Here is a 20,156-nt window from a genome sequence, read left to right as displayed (position 1 = left end):
AGCCTCTCGCCACTGTGTGACAGGCTGATCGCGTCCAGCCAGAAAATCATCCGTTGCGCCATCTTCCTCGAACCAACTGCCCCTTGGATCGCTGGGCGCGGTGTTGGTCTGGGCATCCGTCGTGTTGCTATTACAGTCATCTCGTTGATCCCTGCATGTGCGCTCCATACCTACCGCGCGTCAGGCCTGATCGTACGCCGCACGTGCCGCGTCGATAGTCGGCGCCTGTTGCTCCAACCACCCCACCAACCCCTCAAGCCGTGCCACCAGCTCCATCCCCAACGGTGTCAACCGGTATTCCACCTGCGGCGGAATGGTCGGAATCACGGTGCGCTGCAGCATGCCGTCGCGCTCCAGCGCGCGCAGTTTCAGGGTGAGGATGCGCTGGGACAGTTCGCTGTCGGCCATGGCATTCACCTCGCGCTGCAATTCGGTAAACCGCAGCATACCATGGCGCAGTACCAGCAACAGCAGCGGGCTCCAACGGTCGCCCAGGCGCGCCAGGGTCTCGCGGATGGGGCCCTGGGGGTCGTTGCCGTTGTGCTGCACGCGGGCGCGCAATTGGTCCAGGGCCTGGCGTTGGGCGTCGTCGTTCACGGGGTATTCCTTGTCATTGGCCGGGGGGTACGTACATTCGGGTAACCGACCCACATAAAAGTGCGATCTTCCGCGCGCTGCACGCCTGCCCCATCATCGCCCCACAGCCAATGAGCTGACTGACAAGAACAACAATGACGCGGAAGGTCCACATGAATCACTACGATGTCGTCGCCATCGGCGGCGGGCACAACGGGCTGGTGGCCGCGGCCTACCTGGCCAAGGCCGGCAAGAAGGTCCTGGTGCTGGAGCGCAAGGACTACGTGGGCGGTGGCGTGTCGACGCGCCAGCTTAACACGCCCGGTTTCTGGCATGACGAGCACTCGAGCGTGCACATCATGATCCAGGGCAACCCCATGATCACCCAGGACGAGCTGGGCCTGTTCAAGCACTTCGGCCTGAAATACAACTACTCCGACATTCCCCACGCCACAGTCTTCGAAGACGGCAGCGCGCTGATCACCTACCGCGACCTGGACAAGGCCTGCGAGTCGATTGCCAGCGTGTCGCCGCGCGACGCCGAGACCTACCGGCGCCTGGCGCTGAAAGCCATGGGCCTGCTGCCCATGTTCCTCTCGGGCTTCTACTCGCCGCCGCTGCCGATGGGTGCCATGGTGGCCATGCTCGACCAGAGCCTGGAAGGCCGCGAGCTGTTCGACGCCATGCAGCGCAGCACCCTGGACATCATCGACCACCTGTTCGAGCACGATAAGGTCAAGATCCACCTGCTGCGGGTGATCGCCGAGAACCTGCAGATGCCCGACGAGCTGGGCACCGGCATGGGCGTATACGCCTTCGTTGGCATCATGCACAGCCACGGCGTGTCGCAGCCGGTGGGCGGCAGCGGCAAGCTGTCGGAGGCGCTGGCGCGCTGCATCGAGCACTACGGCGGCGAAATTCGGGTCAACAGCGAGGTGCGCAAGGTGATCGTCAGCGACGGCCGCGCCGCCGGCGTGGAACTGAGCGATGGCGAGCGCATCCTGGCCCGCGACGCGGTGATTGGCGCCCTGCACCCCCACGTCATCAGCCGCTTCGTCGAGGGCCTGGACGCCGGCGTGGTGCAACGCGCCGAACGCGCCAGCCTGGCGCCGTTCAGCCTGTTTGTCAGCCACTACGACCTGCACCACAAGGCCGAATTCCACGCCGGCCCGGACGTCGGCCGCGCGACCATGCTGACCATGATGAGCAGCGACCGCCTGGCTGACATGCTTGATGACTTCGACGAGCTGCGCCGTGGCCGGGTTTCCAGACGCAGGCTCGTGGCCGGCGGTGACGAAAGCATCAACGACCCCACCCGCGTGCCCGCTGGCAAGGGCATGTTCCATGGCATGACCTTCGCCCCCTACAACCTGGCCGAAGGCGGCGCGGCGCGCTGGGACGAGTACAAGGAAGCGTTCGGCGACCTGAGCCTTGCGGCCTACCGCAAGTTCGTGAAGAACCTGACCCCCGACAACATCATTGCCCGTACCCTTTGCTCGCCGCTGGACCTGGAGCGCAGCTCGCCCAATTCCATGGTCAAGGGCGACGTGCACGGCGTGGCGCCCTACTTCTACCAGAACTTCGCCCACCGCCCCACGCCCGACCTGGGCCGCCTGAGCGTACCGGGGCTGGACAACCTGTACCTGGTGGGGCCGTTCATGCACCCCGGCGGCGGTGTGTTCGGCGCAGGGCGTGGCACGGCCATCAAGATGTTCGATGACCTGGGCATGGATTTCGAGCGAGTGACGAGGAGCTGACGATGAAGATTTTTGGTAGCGATAACAGTGAGCTGATGGCGGTGAGCACCATCGAGCGCAACGGCAACGAACTGGTGTTGAAGGGCAAGATTTTCGGCGCCATGCCGATGATCGCCAAGGTGCGCCCCGAGGAAGCGCGGGCAGCGTTGAAATTGCTGGATTTCAGGACGGTGATGTTTTTGTTGAGCCTGTTGTTCAGGCCGACAGTGAAAAAGCCCCGAGGCGGCGCCCCGCAGCGGCCGTGAGGCCACGTCGGGTCGCACGCGGTGACCGTAGAGGCTGCGGGCGATGCCGCTGATTACGCCGAAGCGGATTTTTTCTCCACATTCACCATCCATGGCACACCGAAGCGGTCGGTGAGCATACCGAACCCCTGCGCCCAGAAGGTTTCGCCCCAGGGCATGCGCACCGTGCCGCCCTCGCTCAGGCCATCGAACCAGGCCTTGCCCTTGGCAAGGTCGTCGGTGGCGATCGACAAGGCGTAGCCGGCATGGGGTTTCTGATCAGCGCTGGGGTCGTCGCTCATCATCAATTGCGTGCCGCCAATCAGCAGGTTCGCGTGCATGATGGCGTCTGGCGGCGCGGCCGGGCATTCGCTGCCGGACGAGGGCTCGGGCGCTTCGGCGTAGGTCATCTTGAACTGCACCGTGGCGCCCAGCACGGCGCAGTAGAAATCCATGGCTTGCTGGCACGTACCGGCCAGGAAGAGGTAGGGTTGGACGTTCATCACGTGGCTCCCAGGCAATGGCGGCGCGAGATGCGCCAGCCCGCCTTACAGTCTAGGCCTTACGGGACAATCATGTCTTTCAGCCCCTGTGCCCCGTGGGCGATGACAGCCGCATCGATGGTGTTGATGATGACTATCGAACGCGCCGCCTGTCGGGTTGCCCGGCCTGCCCCCTATAATCGCCGCTGATTTCCCCCGCTCCTTCGCCTGCAGGCGACTTTGCCCTTCCTGGAACCCCGCACCATGCCAACCGCCACTCCGCCCGCTCAGGGCCTCCCCGAACACAGTCAACAGAGCGTCAAACAGCAATGGCTGGCGATTCTGTCCGTCGCCGTGGGCGCCTTCGCCCTGGTCACCAGCGAATTCCTCCCGGTGGGAGTGCTCAACGATGTGGCCAGCGACCTGGGCATCAGCGCCGGCCACGCTGGCCTGATGGTGACCCTGCCCGGCATCATGGCCGCGCTGGCCGCACCCCTGCTGTCGGTGGGTATTGGCGCCATGGACCGCCGCTACCTGCTGATCGGCCTGACGCTGATCATGATCATCGCCAACGCAGTGGTCGCCTACGCCAGCGGCTTCAACCTGCTGTTGTTCGGCCGCGTGCTGCTGGGCATCAGCATCGGTGGTTTCTGGGCCACGGCCATTGCCCTCAGCGGCCGCCTGGCGCCCAAGGGGGTCGGCGTGGCCCAGGCCACGTCGATCATCATGGTGGGCGTGACCCTGGCGACCGTGCTGGGCGTGCCAGTTGGCACCTGGCTCAGCGGCCTGATGGGCTGGCGCATGACCTTCCTGGTCACCGCGCTGGTGGGCGTGCCGGTGCTGCTGGCGCAACTCTTCCTGCTGCCGCGCCTGAACCCGGACAAAGCCATCCGCGTCAGTGACCTGCCGGCCCTGTTCATCAACCCGCAAGCCCGGGTTGGCTTGATCGCGGTACTGCTCATCGGCCTGGCGCACTTTGCCGCGTACACCTATGTCGCCCCGTTCTTCAAACAACGCGCCGGCTTCGACGGGCCAGCCATTGGCTCGCTGCTGTTGCTCTACGGCATGGCCGGGGTATTGGGCAACATTTTCGCCGGCTTCGCCGCCAACCGCAGCGTGCGCCACACCTTGCTGCTGGTGGCGGTGATGATCGGGACCAGCACTGCCCTGTTCCCCTATTTCGCCACCGGCATGACCGGCGCCGCGCTGCTGATCGCCCTCTGGGGCTTCGCCTTCGGGGCGTTCCCGGCCTGCGCCAGCATCTGGATGTTCGTCGTGGCGCCCAAGGATGTGGAACGCGGCATGCCGCTGTTCGTGGCCTTGTTCCAGGTGATCATTGCGTTGGGCTCGTTCTTCGGCGGGCAGATCGTCGACCAGCTGGGCAGCTCGGTACTGCTGAGCCTGGCGACCGCCCTGGTGGGCTGTGGCTTTGCCACGGTCCTGGTACTGGGGCGCAGCGTCAGCAATAGCCTGGCCCCGCAACCCTGCTGATTCGCGTCGCGCCAGGCGCCCGAGCAACGATCGGCCGGTATCCAACCGAACTTCCGTGGCTGGCTTTCCCTCGAAAGAGTGAAGCCAGCCAGGAACCACCACCATGTCCGCGATCACTCATACCGTCTTGCTCGACGCCGCCCCCGTGTCGGTCTGGCACCTGTTGCGTCAATTCGGCCTGGCCGACACCTGGCACCCGCAGATCACCTCCTGCGTCATCGAAGACGGCGACGCGTCGGACGATGGCGGCTCCATCCGCACCCTGCGCCTGGCGAGCGGCGATCTGATTCACGAACGCCTGCTCTCGATCGACAATGACCAGATGACCATGACCTATGGTTTGACGGGAACTGAAATCCCCCTCGACGATTACGCCGCCAGCCTCTCTGTCAAACCCGCCGCCAATGGCGAGCAGACCACGTTGCAGTGGGGGGCCTCCTTCCATGCTGCCGACGAGGATGTCGCCAGGCACTATGAAGCGCTGATCGGTGAATTCATCCTGGATGGCTTGAGCGGCATGGCTGAAAGCCTGGGGGCAGCCATGAAGGCGCGCGACGAGCGCCAGTGACGCCCGCTGCTGGCCGTTATCAACCCTGGTTCAGATCGACCAACGGCGTCGGCCGCACCTCGGTTTCGCGCCCACCCTGGATGTCGACCACGCGCTGCAGGGCCTTGTCCACCGCCAGCTTGTCTGCCAGCAAGCTATAGCTGATGTGGAACTGCCTGTGCTCCTTGGGCCCGATGGTCGGCACCAGGTTCAGAGGCCGCTGGTAGCGCCGGTTGTAGGAAAAACTGGTTCCGGGCTCCAGCCCGGTGACATAGCCCTGGCCCTGGGTGTCCGTATTTTTCCACAAGGAAAACACGGGCAGCGTCCGCGTATTGAAACCGACCGACACCCCCAGCGTGCCCGCCTTGTTGTGCAACACGGCCAGGGTGTCGCCTTGAGGGTCGGCATAGGGCACCAGGTTATAGACCGTTTCGTCGTAATCTTGGGTGGGCGCGCGGTAGGTCTGCCAGTCGGGCAAGTCGCCCTTGGCCTTGTCGTTGAACGGCGACACCTGTTTTACCGGCGCGGCGAAACGTGCACCCTGCTCCAGGAACGGGGTACTGAAGTTACTGTGATACAGCGCCTGGTATTCCTTCGGGTAGTCGCCATTGTTGGTCAGGGTGTCGGTGAGGGCGAACGCGACGCTGCCAGGCTCGGTGACTAGTTGGGTGGCGACGGAGAAGTCGACCTTCTTGAATGCCTGCTCTTTCAGTTCGCCACGCAAGGTGATGGCGTAGGGTGGTTTTTCGTCGATGTGCAGGGTGACCCTGCTCGCAGGAATGTTCGCGGCCCGCCCGTGCAGCGTCAGCAGTTCGCCGTTGTCCATGCCGGGGTGGCCGACCCACTCGTAGCCGCAGCGGGCGACCAGCTCATTGAAGCCTTCCAGCCAGCCCAAGCCGCCACGGCCATTGAGCTCGATGAACGATGGGTTGACCACCTCCTTCACCGGCGACTCCCAGCCCATGCGCACATTCCCGACCGATGCCTGCAAAACGTTCATACCGCGCGTCGGCACTACCGTGAGCTTCATCGTGCCGTTATCGATGTCGACGATGCTGACACCCTCCTGCCGCCCCCCGTGCAGGGTGCGCAGGGTAACGCTGAACGGTTTGTCGGTGTTCACGCCCAGTTGCTGACTGGTGATTTGCCAGTTTTGAGCGGCTTTGTCGCTGTCGAGCAATACGTAATCCCACGCCATGGCCTGGGAGGCAACGGACAGGGCGCCAAGGGTGACGGCAAATTTGAGCGGGGTCATGACAGCATCCTTTCTTGGAGTTATGCCCATCTTATAGCCTAGAAGAAACGTTTCAGCCAACATTGCAAGCGAGTACTGGCCGCCAATATCACCAGTCCGGGGTCCATTAAGCTGCGCCCCGCTCCCGTCCGAGTGAGCCGAATACTATCCAGTCCACACACCCTGGGCTAAGGTCAGTCAGGGCCAACCGGGGGTAACTTCACCATGGCAACGCACACACTCACCGTCACCGGCCTGCGGTTGAACGTTTCGATTCGCGGCCAAGGCTCACCACTGTTATTGCTCAACGGCCTGGGGGGCCTGATTCGCACCTTCGACCCCTTGCGCGATGAACTGGCGGGCTACACGACCATAACTCTGGACGTTCCCGGGGTCGGTGCATCGCAAGCGCCCCGCTGGCCCATGCGCCTGCCGGGCCATGCCGACCTGCTGGCCGAGATGCTCACGCAGTTGGGAATGGACCAGGTGGATGTGTTTGGCGTGAGTTGGGGTGGCGCGTTGGCGCAGGAGTTCGCCCTGCGCCACCCGGCCAGGGTGCGCCGGATGATTCTGGCGGCCACTTCCGCGGGCCCGGCGTTGCTGGTCAAGCCCGCTGATGTCCTGGCTTTTCTCGGGAGGGGCAAGGGCGCCACACGGGACAAGCACCAGCGTTCGCCTCATTCGTTGCAGACGTTGATGCACTTCGGGGTCGGGAACGGCATGCTCACCGCTAACCCGCGCAGTTATTACCGCCAGGTCGCTGCCCTGGTGGGCTGGACCAGCCTGCCGCGGCTGCGGCGGCTGCGCCAGCGCACGCTGATCCTCGCCGGGGACCGAGACACCTTGGTGCGTTTGTATAACGCGGACATCTTGCGCCACGCCCTGCGACACGCCCAATTGCGCATCCTGCGCGGGGAAGGGCATTTTTTCGTGGTGACGAGCGCCCCGCAAACCGCGTATGCGATACGCGAGTTTCTTGAACGGAAATGAAGGGCCCGTCCACACCGGGCCCTGGAACTGAACGCTACTCCGAATCGATCAAACTATCAGTCTTCGCACTACCCGGCTCCCTGTCCGTCTGGGCATCCTGATCCGACCCCGGATTGCCGGGTGGCGGATTCCAGTCCACGGGCCGCTCCTGGGTGCCTTGCTTGGGCTCGGAACTGGTTTGCTCAGGTTTCACGTCATGGCCTTCGCCCGTGTCCGCGGAATTTTCGGAGGGGCCTGGGTAGGGCGCTTCCGGGCCGTTGTTGTCTTCTACCATCACGATTCTCCCGTCTGAGGCGCAGGATTTGCGCGCCTGTACATGGGAGGGCTCGCTTGAGCCGCAAGTGCCACGGGGCCGACGGGTGGCGCCCTGTCGGCTGCCGCTACCCCATGCCATGCCTGAAGCCCTTAAGCATTTCCCCCGGTAGGCCTTAGGCCATCATCCAACCCGGCCTCTTGCTCGACCGAGTCCGGGGAGCCCTGAGCTGATCCAACGCCGCGGTCCTTGGCACCGGGCACCTTGGGCTCGTTGCTAGTGGGCAACGGATCGGAGTCGCCATCGGCCCGGTGATCCAGATCACCGTCGGTGTCGGGGTACAAGCCATCTTCGGTGTCGGGCGCTCTCGACGCCGGGCCCATGCCTGAATCGTCCGGGCGCTGGTTACTGATTGCCATGATGCTCTCCTTTTGTCATGCAGTTGATCTGCGCGCTACTTGAGAAACCATGAGTTGCCCTTCGGTGCCGCCCGGCAGACAGGCGGCGCACCTTGAGCGAACCAGCATTGCCACCGCGCATTGAAGCCGATGGCGCTTCATGGCCACTGCCATTGAGGTTCTGACAGGTGCTTGGCAAAAAACTCGGACAGCGCCTTGATCTTCACAGGCCGCGCGCGCGCCGACGGGGTGACGAAATACAAGCCGCCCTGCATCATGTGCCAGGCAGGCAGCACGTGGACCAGACGGCCGTCCGCCAGGTACTCGCTGGCCATGAACTCGGGCAGCTCGGCAATGGCCAGCCCCTCCAGCAAGGCCGGCAACAATGCGTCGGCGTTGGTCACGCGCAGCGGGCCATTGGGCACGACGTCCTCTTCGGTGCCGTCGCCATGGGTAAAGCGCCATACCTGGCTGCGTGAGCGGTACGCATAACTCAGGCACTTGCGGGCCGCCAGGTCACGAGGGTGGCTGGGATTGCCGTGCTCGCGCAGGTAGCCAGGCGATGCCACCAGGTATTGGGTGACCGCGCAGAGCCTGCGCGCGACCAGCGACGAATCAGGCAGAACCGCGATCCGCAAGGCGGCGTCGAAACCTTCCGCCACCAGGTCGACCGAGGCATCGGACAGGTGCAGGTCTATCGACAACTCCGGGTACTGGCGCAGCAATTGCGGCATGAGCGGTGCCACCCAACGCAGCCCAAAAGACATCGGTACCGCCAGACGCACCTGGCCGCGCGGCTGTACCGATAACGCCTGGGCCTCGCTCTCTACTTCTTCTGCCTGGCGATACACCTCGCCTGCCCTGGTGGCCATGCTCGCGCCGAACTCGGTCAGCGCCAGTTGCCGGGAGGTGCGGTTGAACAGCCGCCCGCCCAGGCGCTCCTCCAACCGTGCCACTGCCCGTGACACCGTGGGCACAGACACCCCCATCACCCGCGCGGCGGCCGCGAACGAGCCCTCCTCCGCCACCTTGGCGAACATCGCCAGCCCTTCGAAATCCGGAAGTCTGCTCATTTCATTTCTGCAACGATGGATTGCAGACAATTCTATTTTGAAAAGACCGCCCCGTCGATATGCTTCTCCCACACCGCAACTCAACCTGAACGCAGCACCTCAACCACTACTGGGAGCATCATCATGGCTAACAAACTCGAAGGTAAAATCGCCCTGGTCACCGGCGGCACCACTGGCATCGGCCTGGCCACCGCCAAGCGCTTCGCCGAAGAAGGCGCCCACGTCTACATCACCGGCCGCCGCCAGGCGGAGCTCGACGCAGCCGTGGCCGCCGTGGGCAATGCCACCGGCGTGCGGGTCGACTCCACCCGCCTCGACCAGCTGGACGCGCTATACGAGCAAATCGGCGCGGCCCACGGCCACATCGACGTGCTGTTCGCCAACGCAGGCGGCGGCTCGATGGTGCCCTTCGGCGAAATCACCGAGCAGCACTTCGACGACACCTTCGACCGCAATGTCAAGGGTGTGCTGTTCACCGTACAGAAGGCATTGCCGCTGTTGGCCCGCAAGGCCTCGGTCATTCTCACCGGGTCTACCGCCGGCAGCGCGGGTACTGCCGCGTTCAGCGTGTACGCCGCATCCAAAGCCGCCGTGCGCTCGTTTGCCCGCAACTGGATCCTGGACCTGAAGGACCGCCAGGTCCGCATCAACACCATCAGCCCCGGCGCCACCCGCACCCCTGGCCTGGTCGACCTGGCCGGCCCGGATGCCGCGCAACAGCAGGGGTTGCTGGATTACTTGGCCTCGCTCATCCCCATGGGCCGCGTCGGCGAAGCCGAGGAAATCGCCAGCGCCGCGCTGTTCCTGGCATCGGACGACGCCAGCTTCGTCAATGGCATCGAACTGTTCGTCGACGGCGGTCAACAGCAGATTTGAAGCCGACTGCCGCGCCGACTGCTGCAGGGGCTGGCGTGCCAGCTCCTAGCTTCAGATCTCCGCCGACCGCGTGCCGTAGCCCTGAGTGCACGATCAAGCGCGTATCGAACCCGACACCCAATCGAATATTTGATAACGAATCGCAATAACTACTGGTAGTATCGGCAATCGCGAATCAGTCGCAATTGCCACGGACCGGCATTTTGGAAATCAATACCGTCCAGGAACCCCCCATGCCGCGCCCATTCCCGTCTCGCCCTACCCTGCTGGCCCTGTGCTGTTGCACCAGTGTAATGGCCAGTGCCGCCGAACCCATCGAGCTTGATGCCACTGCCATCGACTCCGATACCATCAAGAGCCGTCCCGACACCCGCCCCGATGCGTATGCCGGCGGCCAGGTGGCGCGTGGCGGGCAGATGGGGGTGTTGGGCAACCAGGACTTCATGGATGTGCCATTCACCCTGACCAGCTACACCGCCCAATTGATCGAGGACCAGCAGGCCGAGGACATTGGCGATGTGTTGGCCAACGACCCGTCGGTGCGCCAGTCCTACGGCAGCGGTAACCAGGCACAGGTGTTCGTGATCCGCGGTTTGCCGCTCAACAGTGACGATATCTCCTACAACGGCCTGTACGGGGTGCTGCCGCGGCAAATCATCGGCACCGAAGCGCTGGACCGGGTGGAAGTGTTCAAGGGCCCCAACGCGTTCATCAACGGCGTCAGCCCCACCGGTTCCGGCCTGGGCGGCAGCGTCAACCTGCAGCCCAAGCGCGCCACCGATACACCCATTCGCCGGTACACCCAGGACATCAGCAGCGATGGCCGGATCGGCGAACACCTGGACCTTGGCCAGCGGTTTGGTGAGGACAATCGCTTCGGCGCGCGCCTGAACCTGATGCAGCGCGAAGGCGAAACGGCCATCGACGATCAGGACCAGCGCAGCAAGCTGGTCACCCTGGGCCTGGATTACCGCGGCGATGACTTCCGCCTGTCCGCGGACGTGGGCTACCAGAAGCAGCACCTGACCCACCTGCGCAACAGCGTCAAGCTGGGCACCGGGTTGGCCGGTATTCCGTCGGCCCCCGACGCCAGCAAGAACTACGGGCAGGACTGGTCGTGGGAAGACACTGAAGACACCTTCGGCATGGTGCGCGGTGACTGGGATCTGAACGACAGCTGGACCGCGTACCTGGCCGCCGGTGCCAAGCACACGCGCGAGAATGGCTTCTACGCCACCCCGACCCTGACCGACGCCAGCACCGGTGCGGCGACCATCAGCGGCTCGCAGATCCCCCACGACGAAGACAACACCACGCTCATGGCGGGGTTGAACGGGCACTTCGCCACCGGCCCCGTCAGCCATCAGGTGAGCGTAGGGGCCACCGAGCTGTGGGCGCAGCAACGCAGCGCGTTCGACTTCTACCGTTACGGCACGGCCAGCGGTGCGACCAACCTCTACAACCCCGGGGACCTGGCCAAGCCAACCACCAGCTACTTCGTCGGCGGCGACCTCAGCGATCCGGGCGTCACCGGCAAGACCCGCACCCGCAGCGTTGCCTTGTCCGACACGCTCGGGTTCTTTGACGACAGCCTGCTGGTGACCGCCGGCCTGCGCCGCCAGGAAATGCTTGTGCAGGGCTACGCCTACAAGGGCGGCACCAGCGCGGCCTACGATGGCAGCCGCAACGCGCGTTACGACGAGGCCATCACCACACCGGTCTACGGCATCGTCTACAAGCCCACCAGCTTCGTATCGCTGTACGCCAACCACATTGAAGGCCTGGCCCAGGGCCCGACCGCCTCTGGCACTGGCATCCTCAATGCGGGTGAGATGTTCCCACCGGGGCGCACCAAGCAGAGCGAAGCCGGCGTGAAGCTGGACGTTGGCAGGGTGGGGGCGAGCCTGGCGGTATTCCGGATCGAGAAGCCAACGGACGGCTATGTCCAAGGCAATTACTATGTGCGTGAAGGTGACCAGGTCAACAAAGGGGTCGAACTGAGCGTGTTCGGTGAACCGATCGACGGCTTGCGCCTGATGGCCGGGGGTACGCGCATGAGTTCGCACGTCAGCGGCACCCTCAACGGCGCCAACGACGGTAACCATGCCATCGGCGTACCGACCTTCACCCTCAATGCCAGCGCGGATTGGGATGTTCCAGGGGTGCCAGGCCTGGCGCTGAACGCGCGCATGCTGCGCACCGGCGGCCAGTATGCCGACGCCGCCAACACCCTGAGCCTGCCGACCTGGAACCGTTTCGATGCCGGCGCCCGCTACCAGCTGAAGGTGGCGCAGAAAGACGTGACCCTGCGCCTCAACGTCGAGAACCTCACCGACAAGAACTACTGGGCGTCGGCCAATGGCGGCTACCTGACCCAGGGGGATCCGCGGCTGGTGAAATTCTCGACCAGCGTCGATTTCTGATCCGGGCGCCACGTATGAATGGATGCACCGCATCATGCCCCGATGCGTCCAGGGCCAGTGCTAGAGATCCAGCACCAGGCCCCGCCCTCCCTCCTCGCCCTGCCCCGGCACCGCGCAGCAAATCAGCACATTGCCCGCCGGCGGCAGCTGCGCCGGCGGGGTCGGGTAATGCACGCTCCCGCTGATCAGGCGCGTGCTGCACGTCCCGCACGAGCCACCCCGGCAACTGAACTCAGGGCTCAGGCCACGGCGTTCGGCCAGTTCCAGCAAGCTGCCATCGCCGGGGGTCCAGCGCGCCTCGGTGGCCGAGGCATTGAAGTAAACCGCGGTTGGCACGCTGGCCGCGGGTGGTTGCGCTACCGCAGGCGGCTCAACGCTTTGCGTACGTCGCAAGGCTGAGGGGCCGAAGGCTTCGGCATGGATACGCGCGTCGGGCACGTTGATACCTCGCAGGCCATCGTAGAGGTCCTGGAGAAACCCCGCCGGGCCACACAGGTAAAAGTCGTAATCATCCAGCGGCAACCGCGCCTTGACCTCGGTAAAGGTCAACCGCCCGGCGATCTGGTAGTCACGCACCATCACGGCGTCCGTCCCGGGGCTGCTCAGGGCACGGTAGATGTGCAACTGCGCCCCGAGTGTTTGCTGCAACTGGGCGAGTTCCGCCTGGAAGGGCAATTCCGCCAGGGTGCGCGCGCTTTGGAACAGGTGAACGGCACGCTCAGTGCCTTGCCCCCGGCTCTGGGCCACCAGGTGGCGAACCATGGACATCATCGGCGTGATACCCACCCCAGCGCCCAGTAAGACAACGGGACGTTGCGTACCCTCCAGCAGCGTGAAGCCCCCTACCGGCAGGCGCACATCGAGCAGATCGCCCGCCTGCACCCGATCGTGCAGATAGTGTGACGCCGGCCCTTGGCGCTTGACGCTGATACGCAGCTGACCATCGGCCGGGGCACTGGAGAGGCTGTAGGTTCTGACCCAGGCTGGCGCGCCCGCAGCGCCAAGGCGCATGGGCAGGTGCTGGCCCGGGACGAACGCTACCGCGGCGGCGTCCGGCGCTTGCAGATAGAACGAGCGTATGTCGCTGGTTTCCTGCTGCACCCGGGTAACCCGCCATTGCTGCCACTGCCGGCGCTGTTCGACCTGGCGCAGGCGCTCGCTGGCTTCGGCCCAAGTGCCGGTGGCCAGGCTGGTGGGCGCGTAATCCTGAAACCGCCAGCGCAGTTTCAACGCCCCTGGCCGCAGCACCCCCTGCAGCACCTCGAACGTCCAGAGCCGCTCGGCGCCTTCGAATGTCTTGATCAGGGGGCTGTCGAGCAGCAACTCGGTGCGCCCGGTCAGTTGCAACAAATCGCCACGGGTGAAGTCGATGAACAGCAACCCGGCCACCGGGTTAGCGTGCAGGTTGCCCAACGTGTTGAAGAACAGGTTGCCGGCGTAGTCAGGGATAGTCAGGCGGTTGCCCTGCACGTCGATAAACCCCGCACGGCCGCCGCGATGGGACACATCCACCGAGCGATGCTGGGCGTCATCATCCACGTAGCTGGCGATGAAAAAGGTGTCGGCGGCAGCGATCACGGCCCGCGCGTGGTCATCCAGTGCAGTAAAGTCCTGCCGTGGGGGATTGTCGTGGTCCGGTGCTGGCAGGCGCGTGTATGCGCGTTCCTGAATGTATTTGGGGCAGTTGCCGTAGGACTGCTCGACCGCTACCTCCAGACCCGCCGCAGTGGCTTGGCCGATGACACCATTGATGCGATTGCGCCGCCGGGTGTGCAGCTCGATACCGAGCAGGCCTATGGCCGCTCCTGGGTGCAATCCGCCTGTAGCCGGGTCTTGTGGATCGGGGACAACGGCCAGGCGCAGGTGCTGAGCGTCAGGTGACGTGACGAAGCCCTCCGGCCCTTCCAGCACCGTGGCCCAGGGACGATCATTGGCGTCCACCGCCCCCACCAGCATGAACGGCAATTGGTGGTAGAACTCGCGGTGCTGGTCAGGCATGTAGTCACGGATCACCCGCGGCCCGATTTCGTCCATGCGCTCTGAGGCGAGGAACCGTTGCTGAAGCATTTTCTCCCCGGCATGCCAGGGCGATTTTGACAGGTGGTCCATGGCGCAGGCTCCTCGATCAATGTGCCGCGGCGCTTAGTGGGCTTGCAGGCCCACGGCGGTGCGGACCATGGGCACGAAGCCGGGCAGCGCCTCGATACGCTGCAGCCAGGCGCGAACGTGGGGGTAGTCATGCAGCGACACATTCCCTTCCGGCGCGTGGGCGATATAACTGTAGTTGGCCACATCCGCGATGGTCGGTTCGGGCCCGGCCAGGTACGCGCTGCCCGCCAGTTCACGGTCCATCACCTTGAGCAATGCATGGGCCCGGGTAATCACCTCATCGGCATTGAACGCCGCACCGAACACCGTGACCAGACGTGCCGCGGCCGGCCCGTAGGCCAGTTGGCCGGCAGCCACTGACAACCAGCGCTGTACCCGCGCTTCGGCCAGCGGGTCCTGGGGTTTCCAGCTGGCCGTGCCGTAGGTCTTGGCCAAGTACACCAGCATGGCGTTGGAGTCGCTGAGCACGGTGCCCTGGTCATCGAGTACCGGCACCTGGCCGAAGGCGTTGAGGGCCAGGAACGCAGGTGTCTTGTGCTCGCCTTTGGCCAGGTCGATCTTGATCAGCTCCGTGGGCAACCCGAGCAATGACAGCAGCAACTGGACGCGGTGGGAGTGGCCGGACAGGGGATGATGGTACAGCTTGATGGCATGTGGCATGGGTTGGCTCCGCAAGGGCGAGTGATAACGCAGTGCAGCCATGTTGCGCTCACGGACTGCCCAGCAGAATCACCACCCTGGGCAATCCATAATTCCGTTTTCCGGAACAAACCGACCGAGGGTCTGTATGAAATGTATTCCAGCGAAGGCGAGCCTGTTTTCAACGCAGCATGGCCGAGTTGGGATGCATTTCATACAGCGCCTAGTGAAAGGCAGGATGACGACGTAACAAGGGCGTGACGAAGTCGATGAAGGAGCGCACTCGCGCTTCGGCGCGACGGCCATGGCGGTAGATCAAATGCACCGGCACGTCCTCCCCGGCCCAGCCAGGCAGTATCGGTTCAAGCGCGCCACTGGCCAGTTCCCCATGTACCTCGTGGCTCATGCAGCGAATCAGCCCCAGCCCGAGCATCGCCGCTTGGATGGCGCCGCGCTGGGTGGTGCACGTCAGCACCCTGGCCGGTTTCAGCAGACGGTTGGCGCTGTTGCGCCAGGGTGGGTCCTGGCTGGGCGACGAGACGACTACCGCCCGATGGGCGTTGAGTTCGTCCAGGGTGACAGGCCGTCCCCACTTCGCCAGATAGGCCGGCGCAGCGCACAGGACCGGCCGGGCCTTGCCCAACGCCAAGGCAAACTCGGACGAATCGGGTAACGCACCGACCACGAGAGCCACATCGATGCCTTCCTTGAGCAACCTGGGCACGCCTTCGCAGGCCTTGATCGACAAGCGCACCCGGGGAAACGCATCGAGGTAGGCAACCGCGATGGGGGTGAACACCTGAGCATCGATCAGCAGCGGCAAGGCGATCGTCAATGGCCCTTCGGGGCTGGCGTGCAGGCCGGCAGCGGCACACTCGGCCACATGGGTCTGCGCCAAGATGTGCTCGCAGCGTTGCGCGAAGCTCTCGCCTGCCTCGCTCAAGCGCGCGCCGCGCGGCCCGCGTATCAGCAGCCTGCTGCGCAGGCGCGCTTCCAGCGCAGCGATCGTGCGCATGACCGTGGCCGGCGACTGCTGCAACTGACGGGCCGCTGCCGCCAGGCTGCCGGCCTGGGCCACGGTGACGAAAGTGTGCATCTCGCGATAACGCCCCATTCGTCAGCCCTGCGCCGCGGCGTGCAGCGCGCTGTCGGCAAGCAGGCGGCTGGCGCAATGGTCAACGAAGGTTCGCACCTTGGCCAGCACCTGCCGGTCGGCCTGGTACAGGATGTTCACGGGAAGCGCCGGGGTCTGGAATGCCTGGAGCACCACCTCAAGCTCGCCCTTCTGCACCCACTGCGCTGCCTGGTAGGACAGTACCCGCGTCAACCCCCAGCCCAGCCGCGCCGCATTGATGGCCGCCTGGTTGGAGCTCACCAGCAGGCGCGGCTGCGGGTGCAGGACCACGGCCTGCCCCTGCCGCTGGAAATGCCACGCGGTGAGCAAGTCGCTGGCCGAGGACATCACCACCGGCAGCGCCAGCACCTCCTCCGGCTGCGTCAGCCGGCCGACGCGGGCCAGAAAGCCCGGGGCGGCGCACACCACCGGGCGGATACTGCCCACTTGCACCGCCTGCAGACTGCTGTCGGGCAACGTGCCGATGCGTACGGCCACATCCACGCCCTCCTCCACCAGGTTGACCAGGCGATCCACCAGCACCGCGTTCACCGTGACCTGCGGGTGGCGGTCCAGGTACTCGGTGATCAGCGGCATCAGAAACGACTCCCCGAACATCACCGGCGCCGTGACCGTCAGGTTGCCGCGGGCCCGCAAGGTACCACCGGCGGCCAGTTCCTCGGCCTCTTCCAGCTCCAGCAAGATGCGCCGGCAGTCCTGCGCATAGCGCCGTCCCGCCTCGGTCAGCCGCAGGCTGCGGGTACTGCGTGCCAGCAACAGCGTGCCCAACCGCGCCTCCAGCCCCGCGATCACGCGGGTCACACTGGGCGGCGACATCCCCACCACCCGGGCACCCGCGGCAAAGCTCTCGGCGTCCACGACCGCCAACAGCACTTTCATCTCCAGAAACCTGTCCACGGCCGCCAACCTCAAACGACGTCAATGGGCACCACTGTAGCTGCTGCGGGCGGGGCGCGCTGATCGGTGAGCGCACTCCTGCTGCTCCAAAAGCATCCGAGGGCTGCTATTGGGCGGCTAGTTTATCGCGCACGAATTCGATGAACCGCTGGGTCTTGGCAGGAAGCAATCGTGTTTCAGTAAGGGCATACACCGAGACAGGTGAGCCCTGCCAGTCAGGCAGAATTCGTCGCAGTTTTCCCTGCGCCACATCCTGAGCGGCGATTCCCTCCGGGAGCAAAGTAATCCCCAGGTCCAACGACGCCAAACGTCTCAACATCCCAACACTGTTGAGTTCGAAACGCCCACCGATATCGACCTGCTCTGTTTCACCCTTGCCCGACAGCGTCCAGCGATCGGAACCTGGGCCGCGCAACCGTAAGCAGTCGTGGTGAGCCAAATCCACAGGTGATCGTGGCTCTCCTGACACCTCCAGGTACCGCGGTGAGGCGTACAGGAAGCGTTGCAGGCTGGCCAGCTTTCGCGCAATCAGATTAGAGCTTGGAGGCTCGCCCATGCGGATCACCACGTCGACGGGTTCGCTGATCAGATCCACCTGCCGGGGCGTGAGGTCGAAATCAAAGCTGATACCCGGGTACTGCCGAGCGAACTCGGCAATCAGCGGGGCCAGGTAGACATTGGCAAAATCCACTGGAAGCGAAGCGCGCAAAAGCCCGCTCGGACGCGCGAGCATCTCTCCCAATTGCTCATGAGCAAGTCTCGCCTCGTCGACGATCCGCTTGCAGCGCTCGTAATACAACTGCCCCGCCTCGGTCAGTTCAATTTTGCGGGTTGTGCGATGCAGCAGTCGTAGGCCAATGGCCTTTTCCAGGCCGCTGATTCGCCTCGATAGTGTTGAATTCGGCATATCCAGCCCCTCGGCAGCCTTTCGAAAACTGCGGACCTTCACAACTTCGACGAACAACGCCATGTCATTCAGATACTCCACTCCATTGCTCCATCAGTGGATCAGTGATTTCAATTTTACCGGATTTATCCCGGAAACGGATTGATTAATCATGGACCCCATCACCCCTGAGGACCACCGCAATGAATTCTCTTTTTTCCGAAGTCAAAGTAGGTCGTTACACCCTCTCCAACCGTATGGTCATGGCGCCGATGACTCGCTCGCGCTCTGACGACGCGGGCGTACCATCCGATCTCGTCACCACTTACTACTCCCAGCGTGCTTCCGCAGGCCTGATCATCAGCGAAGGTGTGTTCCCGGTTGCCATGGGCAAAGGCTACGTACGCACCCCTGGTATCGAAACCGCTGACCAAGTGGCCGCCTGGAAGAAAGTCACGAGCGCCGTTCATGCGCGCGGCGGTCGCATCTTCATGCAATTGATGCACTGCGGACGTGTGTCCCATCCATCGCTCCTGCCGAACGGCGCACAGCCCCAAGCTCCTTCGGCGATCAGGGCAGCGGGGCAGACCTATACTGCAACTGGCCTGCAAGATTTCGTCACCCCGCACGCACTGACCGTTTCGGAAATTGCCGATGTTGTCGCTGGATACCGCAACGCGGCCCACCTGGCAATTGAAGCCGGTTTCGACGGTGTCGAGCTGCATGCAGCTTCCGGTTACCTGCCGGAGCAATTCCTGTCCACTGGGAGCAACCAGCGCGATGACCAATACGGTGGCTCGGTCGAAAACCGCACACGCTTCGTCCTGGAGGTACTCGCTGCCATGGTCAGTGAAGTCGGTGGCAACCGCGTAGGTATCAAGATCTCACCGGAGATGAACTTCAACGACATCGTCGATGCCAACCCGCAGGAAACCTACACCTATCTGGTCACGCAACTGCGTGGTCTGAACCTCGCCTACCTGCACGTGGCGCTGTTTGGTGCCCAGTTCGACTACCACGCAGCCCTGCGTCCCCTGTTCGACGGCAGCTACCTGATCGGCAGTGGCCAGACCAAAGAAAGCGCCCAGTCCCTGATCGAAGAAGGCAAGGCTGACGCGGCTGTGTTCGGTGGCGCATTCCTGGCCAACCCTGATTTGCCGCGACGCTTCCTGGCCGGTGCTGAGTTGAACGTACCGAACAAAGACCTTTTCTACGCTCCTGGCGCTGAAGGCTACATCGACTATCCAGCCATGCCCGAACGGGCATAAGGAGACCGTCATGTCATCCAGTGCACGTTTGCAGCGCATGAACCACGGTAGCCAATTCAGGGCGTTCAGCCTGCGTGGTGACCATTACGCGAGACCCATCGATCCATTTTTGGGTGTTGATCACGCCTGGATCAGCGGGCCGACGTTCCCACCCCATCCCCATGCGGGTTTTTCAGCGGTCTCGTACCTTTTTCTGGACTCGGAAACAGGAATCGATAACCGGGACTCTTTGGGTAACCGCACTCTTATCCAACCGGGTGGGCTGCACTGGACGGCAGCAGGCCAAGGCATCGTGCATGAGGAGGTTCCAGCAGAATCCGGTAAGACTGTTCACATGCTTCAGATATTCATCAATTTACCGGAGCGAAAGCAGGACGCGGCCCCCTTTGCGTTGAGTCTTGAAGCTCAGGATGTGCCTTCCATTCACAAACCAGGAGCAAAGATCCGCGTGCCCTTCGGAAGTTTCGAGGGTGCTGTATCGCCACTGGTGATGCCGACGGAAGTACGCCTTCTGGACATCTCACTGGAGGATGGCGGTGAAGTCGCGATCCCTGTTCCCGATGGCCATGTCGCCTTTGTGATGCCCATTGATGGCGAGGTTTTGGTCGATGGCCAACCCTTCGGTCTGGCCACGCCAGAAGCGGCTGTAGCCCTGCCCCAAACTGCGAATCGAATCGTGACCCTGACGGCAAACCAAGGCCACGCCAAAGCCGTCATGTTTTCAGGCGTTCCTTTGCACCAACCCGTGTTTTGGCAGGGGTCACTGGCGCTCGCTTCCGCAGAGGCATTGACCAAGGCAGTCAGCGGTTATCAGCGCGGTGCATTTGGAAATCTGCAAGCTGCCCCTTGAAGCAACCCCAACCGGGGTGATCTACCCCATACAATCGCTAGGAGAAAG

Annotated in this window: 19 protein-coding genes; 9 read left to right on the top strand and 10 right to left on the bottom strand. The window is 63.8% G+C overall.

What is annotated here, in order from left to right:
- Positions 1 to 180: 180 nt before the first annotated feature.
- On the bottom strand, positions 181 to 597 hold the full coding sequence (locus HWQ56_RS11950) for a winged helix-turn-helix transcriptional regulator (protein WP_176570612.1): 417 nt from the start codon (positions 595 to 597) through the stop codon (positions 181 to 183).
- A 152-nt stretch (positions 598 to 749) separates the two neighbouring features.
- Here HWQ56_RS11950 and HWQ56_RS11945 point away from each other — a divergent pair, with 152 nt between their 5' ends.
- Positions 750 to 2,333 carry a phytoene desaturase family protein gene (locus tag HWQ56_RS11945; protein ID WP_233270839.1) on the top strand — a complete coding sequence of 528 codons (1,584 nt, stop codon included), beginning with the start codon at positions 750 to 752 and terminating at the stop codon, positions 2,331 to 2,333.
- Positions 2,334 to 2,335: 2 nt separating this feature from the next.
- Positions 2,336 to 2,578: a hypothetical protein gene (locus HWQ56_RS11940; protein WP_158154225.1), complete on the top strand. Its 243-nt coding sequence runs from the start codon at positions 2,336 to 2,338 to the stop codon at positions 2,576 to 2,578.
- A gap of 53 nt (positions 2,579 to 2,631) precedes the next feature.
- On the opposite strand, the gene yjdN is transcribed toward HWQ56_RS11940, so the two are convergent.
- Positions 2,632 to 3,060, bottom strand: a complete 429-nt coding sequence (gene yjdN, locus HWQ56_RS11935; protein ID WP_176570611.1) for a VOC family metalloprotein YjdN — start codon at positions 3,058 to 3,060, stop codon at positions 2,632 to 2,634.
- A 243-nt stretch (positions 3,061 to 3,303) separates the two neighbouring features.
- On the opposite strand from yjdN, the gene HWQ56_RS11930 reads away from it, so the two are divergent.
- Positions 3,304 to 4,530, top strand: coding sequence for an MFS transporter (locus HWQ56_RS11930; RefSeq protein WP_176570610.1), 1,227 nt, complete (start codon positions 3,304 to 3,306; stop codon positions 4,528 to 4,530).
- A 103-nt stretch (positions 4,531 to 4,633) separates the two neighbouring features.
- Positions 4,634 to 5,098 carry an SRPBCC family protein gene (locus HWQ56_RS11925; RefSeq protein ID WP_158154228.1) on the top strand — a complete coding sequence of 155 codons (465 nt, stop codon included), beginning with the start codon at positions 4,634 to 4,636 and terminating at the stop codon, positions 5,096 to 5,098.
- Positions 5,099 to 5,117: 19 nt separating this feature from the next.
- Here HWQ56_RS11925 and HWQ56_RS11920 read toward each other — a convergent pair whose 3' ends face one another.
- Entirely contained in the window at positions 5,118 to 6,332 is a 1,215-nt protein-coding gene (locus tag HWQ56_RS11920) for an aldose 1-epimerase family protein (RefSeq protein ID WP_176570609.1), read from the bottom strand.
- 204 nt (positions 6,333 to 6,536) lie between these two features.
- Between HWQ56_RS11920 and HWQ56_RS11915 the strand changes: the two genes are divergently transcribed.
- Positions 6,537 to 7,301, top strand: a complete 765-nt coding sequence (locus HWQ56_RS11915; protein WP_176570608.1) for an alpha/beta fold hydrolase — start codon at positions 6,537 to 6,539, stop codon at positions 7,299 to 7,301.
- A 405-nt stretch (positions 7,302 to 7,706) separates the two neighbouring features.
- Here HWQ56_RS11915 and HWQ56_RS11910 read toward each other — a convergent pair whose 3' ends face one another.
- Together HWQ56_RS11910 and HWQ56_RS11905 are read right to left on the bottom strand one after the other, a co-directional pair.
- Positions 7,707 to 7,973 (bottom strand): hypothetical protein, encoded by a 267-nt coding sequence (locus tag HWQ56_RS11910; protein WP_176570607.1) that lies wholly within the window; start codon positions 7,971 to 7,973, stop codon positions 7,707 to 7,709.
- A gap of 137 nt (positions 7,974 to 8,110) precedes the next feature.
- Complete coding sequence (locus HWQ56_RS11905) at positions 8,111 to 9,025, bottom strand: LysR family transcriptional regulator (RefSeq protein WP_158154232.1); 915 nt, start codon at positions 9,023 to 9,025, stop codon at positions 8,111 to 8,113.
- A gap of 123 nt (positions 9,026 to 9,148) precedes the next feature.
- On the opposite strand from HWQ56_RS11905, the gene HWQ56_RS11900 reads away from it, so the two are divergent.
- Positions 9,149 to 9,901, top strand: coding sequence for an SDR family NAD(P)-dependent oxidoreductase (locus tag HWQ56_RS11900; protein ID WP_158154233.1), 753 nt, complete (start codon positions 9,149 to 9,151; stop codon positions 9,899 to 9,901).
- Positions 9,902 to 10,134: 233 nt separating this feature from the next.
- Entirely contained in the window at positions 10,135 to 12,324 is a 2,190-nt protein-coding gene (locus tag HWQ56_RS11895; RefSeq protein WP_176570606.1) for a TonB-dependent receptor, read from the top strand.
- Between the two features lie 60 nt (positions 12,325 to 12,384).
- Here HWQ56_RS11895 and HWQ56_RS11890 read toward each other — a convergent pair whose 3' ends face one another.
- The 5 genes from HWQ56_RS11890 to HWQ56_RS11870 form a co-directional block, all read right to left on the bottom strand.
- Positions 12,385 to 14,433: a 2Fe-2S iron-sulfur cluster-binding protein gene (locus HWQ56_RS11890; protein WP_176570605.1), complete on the bottom strand. Its 2,049-nt coding sequence runs from the start codon at positions 14,431 to 14,433 to the stop codon at positions 12,385 to 12,387.
- A 33-nt stretch (positions 14,434 to 14,466) separates the two neighbouring features.
- On the bottom strand, positions 14,467 to 15,093 hold the full coding sequence (locus tag HWQ56_RS11885) for a glutathione S-transferase family protein (protein WP_176570604.1): 627 nt from the start codon (positions 15,091 to 15,093) through the stop codon (positions 14,467 to 14,469).
- A 202-nt stretch (positions 15,094 to 15,295) separates the two neighbouring features.
- Positions 15,296 to 16,186: a LysR substrate-binding domain-containing protein gene (locus HWQ56_RS11880; RefSeq protein WP_176570603.1), complete on the bottom strand. Its 891-nt coding sequence runs from the start codon at positions 16,184 to 16,186 to the stop codon at positions 15,296 to 15,298.
- A gap of 3 nt (positions 16,187 to 16,189) precedes the next feature.
- A complete protein-coding gene (locus HWQ56_RS11875; RefSeq protein ID WP_176570602.1) occupies positions 16,190 to 17,086 on the bottom strand; it encodes a LysR substrate-binding domain-containing protein in 897 nt (298 codons plus the stop codon).
- A 124-nt stretch (positions 17,087 to 17,210) separates the two neighbouring features.
- The gene (locus HWQ56_RS11870; RefSeq protein ID WP_158155405.1) at positions 17,211 to 18,092 is read right to left on the bottom strand and encodes a LysR family transcriptional regulator; all 882 of its coding nucleotides are present in this window, start codon (positions 18,090 to 18,092) and stop codon (positions 17,211 to 17,213) included.
- Positions 18,093 to 18,193: 101 nt separating this feature from the next.
- On the opposite strand from HWQ56_RS11870, the gene HWQ56_RS11865 reads away from it, so the two are divergent.
- Positions 18,194 to 19,258 (top strand): alkene reductase, encoded by a 1,065-nt coding sequence (locus HWQ56_RS11865; protein WP_176570601.1) that lies wholly within the window; start codon positions 18,194 to 18,196, stop codon positions 19,256 to 19,258.
- A 10-nt stretch (positions 19,259 to 19,268) separates the two neighbouring features.
- Positions 19,269 to 20,108 carry a pirin family protein gene (locus HWQ56_RS11860; RefSeq protein WP_176570600.1) on the top strand — a complete coding sequence of 280 codons (840 nt, stop codon included), beginning with the start codon at positions 19,269 to 19,271 and terminating at the stop codon, positions 20,106 to 20,108.
- Positions 20,109 to 20,156 lie beyond the last annotated feature (48 nt).

This window comes from Pseudomonas eucalypticola, assembly GCF_013374995.1.
Lineage (GTDB): Bacteria > Pseudomonadota > Gammaproteobacteria > Pseudomonadales > Pseudomonadaceae > Aquipseudomonas > Aquipseudomonas eucalypticola.
The sequence above is the reverse complement of the archived record's forward strand: the minus strand, read 5'-3'. Positions and strand labels throughout refer to the sequence as shown.